The organism is Clostridium sartagoforme (assembly GCF_039521405.1).
Taxonomy (GTDB): domain Bacteria; phylum Bacillota; class Clostridia; order Clostridiales; family Clostridiaceae; genus Clostridium; species Clostridium sartagoforme.
In genome coordinates, this window is the sequence record NZ_BAAACH010000037.1 from 176,662 (window position 1) to 188,668 (window position 12,007).

Consider the following 12,007-nt stretch of genomic DNA (forward strand, 5'->3'; position numbering starts at 1 on the left):
AACGTAACTTTACGCATATCAACTATAAATCTTAATAAAGTAATTAGGGAATGCCACAGACATCCCCTTAATTTAGATTATAAAAATTGTACGTCATCATCTATTAGTTAGCTTAATATAAAGCTTTGTATTGCCAGAAGTGCTTTAACATCTATATTTTCATTTGACTTTAAAAGTTCTTTTGCCTCTTCTTTAGAAATCAGTATAGCTTCTATATCCTCATCTGCTTCTAGATTTTCCTTGGAAATAATACCATCGCAAGTACATGAAACAAGTGCTACAGATTCATCCGTCATCCCTACTGAAACATATACTTTTTCTTTTGTTCTATTATAATCTATATTTACTAAATCTAGTCCTGTTTCTTCTTTTAATTCTCTTTTAGTTGCTTCTTCAAATCCCTCATTATTATCAACAAGTCCAGCTGGTAATTCTATTACATAATCATTTATAGGAACTCTAAATTGCCTTATTATTACTAATTTATCTTCTTTAATATGCTTAGCTATTATTACTACTGCATCAATTTTATCTTCTGTACCATGAAAAAACTTATTATTTATAGTATCTAAATCTTTTCTAGATGCTATAGTCCAATTTCTTAAAACTCCGTATTTGTTTGTATACTCTGCATTGTATAATTTTAAATATTTAGTATCTGCTAATAATTTTATATTCTCTAACTTTACTTTGCTCATTTTCTCAACTTCCTTACCTTTATATATATGTTTCAATTAATAATCTGAATTATTACAGTGTTATAATTCATTATATATATTTTTCTTTTATTTTACAAATAATTTAACCTTTATCACTAGTATTCTTATTCTTATTCATTTAAAATTATAATATAACTTTAAACAATGGAGGATTTTAAAATTTGAAAAATATAAGTAACAAGCTTAAACAGAATATTCTACTTGGAACATATTTAATAGCTCTTTATTTCATTCTTTTAAATATTAAATCTGTACTTAGTACTTTTGGGAGCATTATAGGTATACTTAAGCCATTTATTCTTGCCTTTTGTATGGCTTTTATTTTAAACTTACCTATGACTTTCTTTGAAAATAAAGTGTTCAACTTATTAGATAATCAAAAATCAGGTTACGCAAGAAAATTAAAGAGACCATTATCTATTCTAGCAACCTTTATTACTGTTATAGGCCTTGTAATAGCACTAGCTTTATTTGTTATTCCTGAGCTTATATCAAGCATTTCTACACTTTTAAATGCTGTACCTGATTATGTAAGATCTTTTGAGAAACTAATAAATCAATATATATCATCAACAGAAATATTACAAAATGCATACGATACTTTAATGACAACTTGGAAGGAATTATTAACAATAGTTGGTGGTTTATTAACAACTTCTCTAACAAGTATCTTAACTACAACTATCTCTATTACCAGTGGTGTTGTAAATTTTGTTCTTTCAATAGTTTTAACTATTTATATGCTTGCTAGTAAAGAAACCTTATTATATCACTCAAAAAAGATATTATATGCATTTGTATTTAAGCCATTAGCTGATAAGATAATTAGAGTTATTAGACTTTCTAATACTACTTTTTCTAAATTTATAACAGGCCAATGCATTGAAGCTGTTATACTTGGAATTCTATGCTTTATAGGTATGAATATTTTTTCTATGCCTTACTCCTTATTAGTTAGTGTTCTTATTGGAGTTACAGCATTAATTCCTGTTTTTGGTGCATTTATTGGCACAATTCCTTCTGTATTTCTAATTCTTCTAATAAATCCAATGCAAGCATTATGGTTTATCGTGTTCATATTATGTTTGCAACAATTTGAGGGAAATGTTATATATCCTAAAGTTGTGGGAAATTCTGTTGGACTTCCAGCAATTTGGGTTATGTTAGCCATGTTAGTTGGTGGTAGTACCCTTGGCTTAATTGGTATGCTAATTGGAATACCAGTATTTAGTGTGGCTTACCAACTTATAAGAGAGTACACAAATAAACGATTAGATTCAAAACAAATCAATTTATAATAAAAAAAAATTAGACATATATAATGTTTCTTATAACTTACTTTCGATACAAGTAACTTAAACTTATATATGTCCAATTTAAAACTTAAGGAACAATAATAATAACTTATTTTACAAAATATTATATATTGTTCCTTGCCTTTTTTATATATTATCTATTTCATTTAATATTTCATCACATATTTTATGAGTCTTTATAGCATCTTCTATTGTTGGCTTAGGTTGAACTCCTAGTCTTACCCCATTAATAAATTCGTTTATTATACTTTCAAATCCTCTTCTGTATAATATGCTATCCCAATCTTTAAATGTTTTATTTTCTTCTATATTATTTATAAGTATCTTTGAATTCATTAAATTTTTAACTATTATCTTTTTTCCACATGAAGTGTACTCTAATTCTTCTTCATTTGCTCCACCATCTCTATTCATCATTGCTATACATGTAGTGTTTTTATTCGTCATTGTAACAACAAGATTGTAAATTAATTCATTTTTCTTTAATCCATTTACATTTATATTTTCTATATCGTCATCCATTAAAAATCTTAAAGTATCTATAACATGGATAAAATCATCTAAAACAAATACTTCTGAGGATTTTGGACTATTTACTCTATTTTTTTCTAATTTAATAACTGAAGGAGTTCCATAATTTTTAAGATCAGAATACATTGGTGCAAATCTTCTATTAAAACCTACCATTAATATCTTATTAACATCTTTAGCTAATTTACATATCCTTAAACTCTCTTCATAATTATAGCTTATCGGCTTATCAACATAAACATGAATATTATTATTTAATAACTTTTCTATTATCTCTACATGGCTTTCTGTAGCTGTATGAACGAAAGCTGCATCAATGTTCATATTAATTAAATCATCAACTGAAGATACAGATTCATTAATTCTATATTTTTTTGATAAACTATCTAACTTTTCTTTATTACGAGTACAAAATACTAGTTCTACTTCTTCTTTAGCTGTAATGACAGGTAAATATGCTTTTTCGCATATATTGCCTAAACCAATTATTCCTATTTTCATTGCTTTCACCCCTCTATAAAATGCTTTTATTATATATTATGAATTATGAAGCAATTTTTTAGTGAAAAGTTAATAATGAAAGAGTGAAAAGTTAAGAGTGTTTTTCTCCATAAAACTTAAATTCAGCTTGTGCAAAGCACTCTTTATTCGAAAATCCCTTAAGTATTTTTTCCTTAACTTTTTTCACTCTTTCACTCTTTCCTTCTTCACTATTTTGCTTCGCAAAATTAAACAAGGCTATCTAATCTATCTTTATTTTCTTCTATTACTTCTATAAATTTTTCTGCAATAATAGGATCAAATTGAATTCCACTAAAATTTCTTAACTCTATAATAGCTTCTTCATAAGTTTTTCTTTTATTATAGGGTCTATTTGAAGTCATAGCATCAAAACTATCCACTACAGTTAAAACTCTTGCTAAATAAGGTATTTCTTCTCCTTTTAGATTTCCAGGATAACCTGTTCCATTATATTTTTCATGATGATGTAATATTATTGGAATCATATTTTGCAATGATTTTACAGGCTTTATTATTTCTACACCATTTTCCGGATGTTGTTTTAGCATATTCCATTCCTCAGGCAATAGTGGCATTTTTTTCATTAATACATCTTGAGCTATATTAATTTTACCAATATCATGCATATAAGCTCCATATATTAATGTATCTTCTTCTTCTTTGCTTAAATTTAACTTTTGAGCTAATAATCTACTATACAATACTACTCTTTCTGAATGTCCATATGTATATCTATCTTTAGCATTAATTACACTTATAAGTGTTTTGATTGATGTAACTAATTCCACATCTCTTTCATCAATATCATTTTTTAAATCATCTAATATAGATGTATATGTTTCAACTCGATTTTTATTAAAGAATTTTGCTCTATATAATGCATCATCTGCACTTTTTATAAGTTCTATATCACTTTTAGCTTTAACTGGAAAAACTGAAACCCCCATAGATGCTGTCAAAACTCCACTTGGCTGATTTTCCTCACCATAAAACTTAGTTTTCTCTATTACAGATCTTATTCTATCAGCTATTAATAATGCTTGCTCTTCTGTAGTATTTGGTAATATTAAAGCAAATTCCTCCCCACCATATCTGGCTGCGATATCTGTACTTCTTATATTTTTCTTTAATATATTTCCTATAGTTCTTAATACTTCATCTCCTCTTTGGTGTCCATATAGGTCATTGTAGTGCTTGAAATAATCTATATCAACAAATATCATAGAAATTGGCTCACCATTTTTCTCTGATAATATTATTTTCTCTTTTAATGAATCATGAAAATATCTATGATTAAATACACCTGTTAATCCATCCTTATTAACTAAATCTTCTAATCTACTTATATGCTCTCCCTCAATTTTTACATAAAACCCTAAAGGCCAAGCTGTAAGTAAAAAGATTCCTGATAATATCAAATCATTTTGAAAGTTTTTGTTAACCGCAACATTAGGCATACATAATATATCCATTATTAATATTGCTAATGATGATATTCCTGCAATAGTTATTCCACTTTTTAAGCCTAACTGTATAGTTGAACTGGTTATTATAAATAAAAATATATATTTATATTCACTTTGATAAGCTCCCGAAAATATAACTGTTCCCAAAAACATTGCTATAAAAGCTAAATTTTCTATAAAAATAATTTTCCTATATTTACTCTTATTAAGTTTACCATTTAATGAAAATGACCATAACATATATATTGCTAATAATAATAGCATTACACCTCCTAAGGCCATGAACATAATTTGTTGATACACCAAATTGTCTAAAAATTCATTATTATTAAAAAAATACTGGAAAAATATAATAGCTGTGAACATTAATGATGCTAATTTTACTATTGAAACCATATCATTTATTTGTTTTCTCTTATCTTTATTTATTTTATTCAAATTGTTCACCTCATAATTATTTAAATAAAGATCGGAAAATCCGATCTTTATTTAATTACTCATCTCTTAAAGCCTTTGGCTCCTCTGGTTGATACATAGCCCAGAAACATGCTGATGTAGATACTACAGATGCAATTACTGTAGCAAAAGCGGCAACTGCCATTAATACTTTGTTATTTAATCTTTTCATTTTTTTCCCCCCTTAATATCTTAAAAATTTTTATAAATAAAGAATCTACTATATTAACTAAAATATGACCATATTTAGTTAAAGTAAATACTTGCCATAACATTCCTATATATATACAAGCTGAATATACTAAAAATATATGATTCTTGCTTATATAATATATAATCACATTAAAAGCTACAATAATCATATAAATAGATAATAATATAATAGAGCCTTTTTTTAACTTTTTTATTTTTTCTTGCTTTTTTATCGGTTTATTAGGACTATCTACTGGTGCTAATTTATAAACAATGATAAGTGAAATTATATACAAAGGAATTCCTATAAAAATTATATAATTAATATTAAAATTTAGATTTTTAGTTATATAAGCTGGTATTACAGATATTAATACTCCAACTATTGCACAGTTAAGTGCTGTACTTGCATGTGCCCCACCTGAAAATTTTCTTAAAATAGCTACAACAAAAGAAATTATTAAAGCTTCAATCATTACATTAAATATTAATCCTATTACTGCTACTAATAATATTGATATACTCATATGAAAAAATGCAAATAGCCCATATTCAATAATACTAGCTTTATCCTCATTTAAATTTAATTGATTTTTTAAATTAATTGATATATTTTTACATATTAATTCTAAATTCATATTTTTTTAAGCTTCCTTCTTTTTTTATTTATAATATAAAAAATTGATATCATAATTGCTGTAATTGCTAATGACGGTATTCCTAATATAGTTTTACTAATCGGATCTTTAAGTAAAGTTTCCAAATCAAACTTCATAAAATTAAGCATTAAGACATTTATTGCTTCAGATATTAGCTGAATTAAATATACAAGTATAATACTTTTTATTGCATTGATAACATCTAATTTATTGTAATAAGCCATTATAAATAATAAAAATAAAACAGATAAAATCATATGTACTCCATAGCTTATTGGTAACATTCTAACAATATAAATAATTAAAGAAAATGTTATACTCGTTATTAAATATCTTTTTTTATTTATTTCTGTTTTTGAGAAGATATAGATTGCAAATATAACTATAAAACTTTCTGGTATTGCCCTTAAAAAGAATTCTATTGGATACAGTCTTAACATATTTTTTCTCCCTCTTAATTGTTTATTTTAATTTTTCTCTTTTGTTGTATTTAGTAGCTTTACTACATTATAAATTATTATGAATACATACACTCTTATAAATACATCTCCTATACTAAGAACACTATATCCAACATCAATTATATCTGTTAGTATCTTTAACTTAGTTGTTGAATCTCCTAATATATGTATATCATTTACTTTACTAAATGAATCTGCTTTTGCATATCCTGTTAGATATGACACCGTAGGGAATACTGGCATATATCCATTATTTACTGATATTGCTATATCATTCAATATACCTCCAATTATAACAAATCCAGCTCCAATTATAGCTGATATATATTGGTTATACTTAAATATCAATGGTAAATATGAACATAAATACATGGTTTTTAGTACACCTACATAATTTATTACTGAATAATTTTCGAGATAAATATTCACCTGCATTATTATGTAAATCAGCTCCATAAACATAACCGGGTATATTGTCCAATTTTTAAATAAAGGCTTTATTTTTAAACCTTTTATCTTACAAAATATAAGTGAAATCATTATAGTTTCTAGCATATATTATCTCTCCTACTATAAAATGACTTATATATAATTAAATTTTAATCCTATATATAAGTCATACTAATTATACTATTTATTGTTATTCTTTTCCATAGTTTTTTTGATTAAAAGAGGGCTTTTTGATATTTTTGCCAATATTTTGTCTATTCTAATTAATTATATTAGAATAGGGGATAAATTTCTTCTTTATCCCCTATCTTAAGCTATATTATTTTATAAAACTTTAATTATATGGATTTGAGCTAGCTATAGATTTAAATCTATATAGTTAAGCCTATTATTTACTATTTTTTGTGGCTGATGTGTAATATTTGATGCGCTATATAACTATTGGGCTTTTGTAAAAAGTCTTCATATAACTTTTGTATCATGGGATTCTCATGAGCTTTTCTAATATTTTTATTTTTATCTTCATTGTATATTGCTTCCATTCTCCTTTTTAGAATTTCTCTATTAGATTTTATAAACGGTTGTCCTCCTCCGTCAATACATCCCCCAGGACATGCCATAACCTCTATAAAATGATACTTAGATTTTCCTGACTTTATATCATCCATAACCTTTTTAGCATTTCCTAATGAACTAACAACTGCTATATTAACTTCTCTTCCATTTATATCTATTTTAGCCTCCTTAATTCCTTCTAAACCTCTTACATTTTCAAAATCTATTTTTTCTAGTGTCATTCCAGTCATCCATTCATAGGAAGTTCTAAGAGCAGCCTCCATGACCCCTCCACTAGTTCCAAATATAGTACCTGCTCCACTTGATACCCCTAACGGATTATCAAATTCTGAGTCCTTTAAATTAATTATATCTATCCCTGCCTCTTTTATAATTTTAGCTAGTTCTCTAGTAGTTATAACTAGATCTACATCCTTTATTCCATCATTACTTATCATTTCTTTTCTATTTGCTTCAAACTTCTTAGCTATGCATGGCATAATTGATACAACTTTCAAATTTTCCCTTTTTACAGATAATTTTTTGGGAAGATAATTTTTAGCTATAGCTCCAAACATTTGTTGAGGGGATTTACAACTTGATACAAGATTGATATTTTCTAGATAATTATTTTCTGCATAATTTATCCAAGCTGGACAACAACTAGTAATAAGAGGTAAATTTTCTCCTACAGTAAATCTTTCTATAAATTCATTAGCCTCTTCCATTATGGTTAAGTCTGCTGCAAAATTTGTATCAAATACAGAATTAAATGATAGCAATTTTAATGCAGTTATGATTTTCCCTGTAGATAATCCTCCTGATTCTAACCCAAATTCTTCAGCAAGAGCAGATCTCACAGCAGGTGCTATTTGCGCTACAACATATTTATTATCGTCATCTAATAATTCCCATGCCTTTTTGTAATCACTTTTTTCTCTTAAAGCTCCTGTTGGACAGACTGCTACGCATTGACCGCAATATGTGCAGTTTGTATCTTTTATTGAATCATTAGAAAAAGTTGATACATTAGTTCCAAATCCTCTGTTAGCTGCAGTTATAGCATGTACCTTTTGAACATCATTGCAAGCTGTAATACATCTTCTACATAAAATGCATTTTTCTCTATCTCTAATAAATCCGTCAGAAAAATCTAAATCAAAGTTTACCATTTCTCCTTCATATTTTTTTTCATCTACACCTAAATCTGAAGCTAACTTTTGTAGCTCACAATTTGTATTCTTATCACAATTTAAGCAATCCTTAGGGTGATTTGATAATAACAACTCTGTTATAATCCTTCTTGCTTTAATTGCTTTTATAGAATTAGTCTTTATTGACATTCCTTCTTTCACTTCTGTTGCACATGATGGTGCTAATCCACTCCACCCCTCTACTTCTACAACACAAACTCTACAAGTTCCCTTACAATTTCGAGTTTCCCCATCTGCCATATACATATGACACAGTGTTGGTAAATTTATATTTATCTTTTTTGCAGCTTCTAAAATACTACTGCCTTTTTCAACTTCTAAATTTATTCCATTAATTTTTATATTAACCATTTTAAGCTTCACCTCCTAAGCTAGTTTTTATTATGGCCTTAGTTGGACATGCCTCGTAGCATAAACCACATCTAATACATTTATCTATATCAATTTTATGCTTTTCTCTAATTTTTCCTTTAATAGCCAGTACAGGACAGGCTCTTAGACACTTGGTACATCCTATACATTCATCAGTAATCTCATATTTAACAAGTCCTTTACAAACTCCTGCAACACATTTTTTATCTACTACATGTTGCTTATATTCCTCCTTAAAAAACTTTAATGTACTCAAAACTGGATTTGGTGCAGATTCCCCTAATCCACAAAGAGACGCATCTTTAACTACCTCACAAAGCTCTTCCATTTTTTCCAGATCTTCTTCTGCTGCTGTTCCATTTGTTATCTTCTTCAAAAATTCTAATATTCTTTTATTACCTATTCTACATGGAGTACATTTACCACATGACTCGTCTACACTAAATTCTAAATAAAACTTAGCAATATCAACCATACAATTATCTTCATCCATTACTATCATTCCACCTGATCCCATCATAGAACCTATCTCTGTTAAGGTATCATATTCTATAGGGAGGTCTAAATATTCAATTGGAATACACCCACCTGAAGGTCCTCCTGTTTGTATTGCTTTTAATTCTTTATCATCTATAATTCCTCCACCTATTTCATATACAATATCTCTTAATGGAATTCCCATAGGAACCTCCACAAGCCCAACATTATTAATATTTCCTGCTAAAGCAAAAACTTTAGTTCCTGTAGATTTCTCCGCTCCTATTGAGCTATACCATTCAGAACCTTTGTTAATTATTTGACTAACATTTGCGAAAGTTTCCACGTTATTAACACATGTAGGCCTTTGCCATAATCCCTTTTCAGAAGTTCTCGGTGGCTTCATAGTAGGCTCTCCTCTTAATCCTTCTATTGAGTGAATTAATGCTGTTGCTTCTCCACACACAAATGCTCCTGCTCCATATTTTATTTCTATATCAAATTTAAATCCTGTATTTAATATATTGTCTCCTAGCACACCTATTTCTCTTGCTTGCTTTAAAGCTATTTTCAGCCTTTGAACAGCTAGAGGATATTCCGCTCTTATATATATATAACCCTTACTTGATCCAATAGCATATCCACAAATAGCCATTGCTTCTAAAACTGAATTAGGGTCACCCTCTAATATTGCTCTATCCATAAATGCTCCTGGATCGCCTTCATCAGCATTACAGATTACATATTTTACATCACCTTTTGCTCTTCTTGCAGCTTCCCACTTTCTACCTGTTGGAAATCCTCCGCCTCCTCGGCCTCTAAGTCCTGATTCACTAATTTCCTTTATAACATCTTCTTGTGTCATAGTTGTTAATACTTTTCCTAACGCTGTATAAGCTCCTATCCCTAAAGCTTCTTCCATATTTTCTGGATCTATAACTCCACAGTTTTTTAGTGCTATTTTTACTTGCTTTTTATAAAAAGGAATATCTTCTTTTACTTTTATTCTTTCTTTTGTTTCTTTATCTTCATAAAGTAATCTCTCAACTACTCTTCCCTCTAAAATATGACTTTCTATTATTTCTTTAACGTCCTCTTCTGTTACCTTTATATAAAATACCTTATCTGGCATAATTTCTATTACTGGGCCTTTTGCACAAAATCCAAAGCATCCAGTCATTATTACTTTAATTTCATCTTTTAAATTTAGCCTATCTATTTCTTCATTGAAAGCTCTGCTAATATTATCAGCATTTGAAGCTTTACATCCTGGTCCTCCACAAATTAATATATGTCTTTCTTTTATTTCACCATTATTATATTTTTCAGGATTCTCTCTAACCTCTATATTCTTTTTAAATTCTTGAACTCTTTCTAATAAATCATTGTAATTATTTATTCTCTCCATATTAACCTTGCTCCCTTAGATTATTTATTAATTCATTTACTTGAGGTTTAGTAAAATATCCATAAACTTTATCATTTACAAGCACTACTGGTGCAATAGCACATGATCCGACACATCTTAAAGTATCTAAAGTAAATAATCCATCTTTGGTAGTTTCGCCTTCTTTTATGCCTAATATTTTTTTAAAATCCTCTAATATATCACAAGCTCCTCTTACAAAACAAGCAGTTCCTGTACATATACTTATTACATATTTGCCTTTTGGTTCGGTTGAAAAATAGGAATAAAATGTTACTACACCATATACTTTAGATGCTGGTATATTTAGCATAGAAGCAATATACTCCTGAACCTCTCTTCCTAAATATCCATATAAGCCTTGTGCATGATGAAGTACCGCAATCAAAGAACTTTCATCATCATTCCCATTCTGGATAAATAATTCTAACTCCTTAAATTTACCACATGTATTTCTCAAACTATCTCCCCCGTATCTTTTTCTTAATATTATAAATTTTCAAAATATTTTAATAATTAAATGGTATCATATTTCTATTTATTTTGAAATATGTAAAAATTTATATATTCACTTTATTTATTTAATATTATGTTCTATTATAATTTATACATAAAAATAAAAGAGTTATATTCTATATAATATTTATTAGAATATGACTCTTTTATGTATAATTTTTATTTTTGTTATTAAAATTTAATTATTAATTTATTCTTCTCCATAGATATTTAGTGAAAAACCAGATTTCAATGCTTCTTTAGCATATTCCTTTGCTCCAAATAATGATAAATCCTTATAGTTTCCACATTGAATTTCATTAGCTGCAGGTATTTCTGTTGCATTCAAAATTTCTTTTAATGAAAATTCCAATTCACTCTTTATTTCATAAGGTTCTATATCTCCCCAAATAGTCAAATAAAATCCTGTTCTACATCCCATTGGTGATAAATCTATTATTCCTTCTAATCTTCCTCTTAATTCATGAGCTAGAAGATGTTCTAATCCATGCATTGCTGCTGTACCAAAAGCTTCTTTGTTAGGTTGTAAAAATCTAATATCAAATTTAGTTACCTTATCTCCTTTTTCCCCTGTTAATAAACAACACTTTCTAATATAAGGAGCTTTAACTATTCTATGATCTAATTCAAAACTTTCTACCTTTTCCATATTTCATCCTCCATATAGATATTTAA

At 27.8% G+C, this 12,007-nt stretch carries 12 protein-coding genes; 1 reads left to right on the plus strand and 11 read right to left on the minus strand.

Translation table 11 applies throughout. The features are described from left to right. Positions 1-107: 107 nt before the first annotated feature. Entirely contained in the window at positions 108-698 is a 591-nt protein-coding gene (locus ABDZ60_RS14780) for an NUDIX hydrolase (RefSeq protein ID WP_016206169.1), read from the minus strand. Between the two features lie 182 nt (positions 699-880). On the opposite strand from ABDZ60_RS14780, the gene ABDZ60_RS14785 reads away from it, so the two are divergent. Next, a complete protein-coding gene (locus ABDZ60_RS14785; RefSeq protein ID WP_343779090.1) occupies positions 881-2,017 on the plus strand; it encodes an AI-2E family transporter in 1,137 nt (378 codons plus the stop codon). Between the two features lie 144 nt (positions 2,018-2,161). On the opposite strand, the gene ABDZ60_RS14790 is transcribed toward ABDZ60_RS14785, so the two are convergent. The 10 genes from ABDZ60_RS14790 to ABDZ60_RS14835 form a co-directional block, all read right to left on the minus strand. Continuing rightward, positions 2,162-3,067 (minus strand): Gfo/Idh/MocA family protein, encoded by a 906-nt coding sequence (locus tag ABDZ60_RS14790; protein ID WP_343779092.1) that lies wholly within the window; start codon positions 3,065-3,067, stop codon positions 2,162-2,164. Between the two features lie 227 nt (positions 3,068-3,294). Further along, complete coding sequence (locus tag ABDZ60_RS14795; RefSeq protein ID WP_343779094.1) at positions 3,295-4,992, minus strand: HD-GYP domain-containing protein; 1,698 nt, start codon at positions 4,990-4,992, stop codon at positions 3,295-3,297. 55 nt (positions 4,993-5,047) lie between these two features. Further along, positions 5,048-5,182, minus strand: coding sequence for a cyclic lactone autoinducer peptide (locus tag ABDZ60_RS14800; RefSeq protein WP_047000973.1), 135 nt, complete (start codon positions 5,180-5,182; stop codon positions 5,048-5,050). After that, the gene (locus ABDZ60_RS14805; protein WP_343779096.1) at positions 5,166-5,840 is read right to left on the minus strand and encodes an accessory gene regulator ArgB-like protein; all 675 of its coding nucleotides are present in this window, start codon (positions 5,838-5,840) and stop codon (positions 5,166-5,168) included. The genes ABDZ60_RS14800 and ABDZ60_RS14805 overlap by 17 nt, the downstream gene beginning before the upstream one ends. Continuing rightward, positions 5,837-6,301 carry a hypothetical protein gene (locus tag ABDZ60_RS14810; RefSeq protein ID WP_047000971.1) on the minus strand — a complete coding sequence of 155 codons (465 nt, stop codon included), beginning with the start codon at positions 6,299-6,301 and terminating at the stop codon, positions 5,837-5,839. Before ABDZ60_RS14810 ends, ABDZ60_RS14805 begins: the two co-directional genes overlap by 4 nt. Before the next feature lie 27 nt (positions 6,302-6,328). Beyond that, entirely contained in the window at positions 6,329-6,877 is a 549-nt protein-coding gene (locus tag ABDZ60_RS14815) for a DUF5317 family protein (RefSeq protein WP_343779099.1), read from the minus strand. 290 nt (positions 6,878-7,167) lie between these two features. After that, entirely contained in the window at positions 7,168-8,892 is a 1,725-nt protein-coding gene (locus ABDZ60_RS14820; RefSeq protein ID WP_343779101.1) for an NADH-dependent [FeFe] hydrogenase, group A6, read from the minus strand. A gap of 1 nt (position 8,893) precedes the next feature. Continuing rightward, a complete protein-coding gene (locus ABDZ60_RS14825; RefSeq protein ID WP_343779103.1) occupies positions 8,894-10,798 on the minus strand; it encodes an NADH-ubiquinone oxidoreductase-F iron-sulfur binding region domain-containing protein in 1,905 nt (634 codons plus the stop codon). A gap of 1 nt (position 10,799) precedes the next feature. Further along, positions 10,800-11,276, minus strand: coding sequence for an NADH-quinone oxidoreductase subunit NuoE family protein (locus tag ABDZ60_RS14830; protein WP_016206179.1), 477 nt, complete (start codon positions 11,274-11,276; stop codon positions 10,800-10,802). A gap of 246 nt (positions 11,277-11,522) precedes the next feature. Further along, positions 11,523-11,981: an S-ribosylhomocysteine lyase gene (locus ABDZ60_RS14835; protein WP_047000967.1), complete on the minus strand. Its 459-nt coding sequence runs from the start codon at positions 11,979-11,981 to the stop codon at positions 11,523-11,525. Positions 11,982-12,007 lie beyond the last annotated feature (26 nt).

Coding starts and splice junctions, on each gene's coding strand:
- ABDZ60_RS14800 (WP_047000973.1), bottom strand. CDS start 5,182: ATGAAAAGATTAAATAACAAAGTATTAATGGCAGTTGCCGCTTTTGCT.
- ABDZ60_RS14820 (WP_343779101.1), bottom strand. CDS start 8,892: ATGGTTAATATAAAAATTAATGGAATAAATTTAGAAGTTGAAAAAGGC.
- ABDZ60_RS14835 (WP_047000967.1), bottom strand. CDS start 11,981: ATGGAAAAGGTAGAAAGTTTTGAATTAGATCATAGAATAGTTAAAGCT.
- ABDZ60_RS14815 (WP_343779099.1), bottom strand. CDS start 6,877: ATGCTAGAAACTATAATGATTTCACTTATATTTTGTAAGATAAAAGGT.
- ABDZ60_RS14790 (WP_343779092.1), bottom strand. CDS start 3,067: ATGAAAATAGGAATAATTGGTTTAGGCAATATATGCGAAAAAGCATAT.
- ABDZ60_RS14810 (WP_047000971.1), bottom strand. CDS start 6,301: ATGTTAAGACTGTATCCAATAGAATTCTTTTTAAGGGCAATACCAGAA.
- ABDZ60_RS14825 (WP_343779103.1), bottom strand. CDS start 10,798: ATGGAGAGAATAAATAATTACAATGATTTATTAGAAAGAGTTCAAGAA.
- ABDZ60_RS14780 (WP_016206169.1), bottom strand. CDS start 698: ATGAGCAAAGTAAAGTTAGAGAATATAAAATTATTAGCAGATACTAAA.
- ABDZ60_RS14805 (WP_343779096.1), bottom strand. CDS start 5,840: ATGAATTTAGAATTAATATGTAAAAATATATCAATTAATTTAAAAAAT.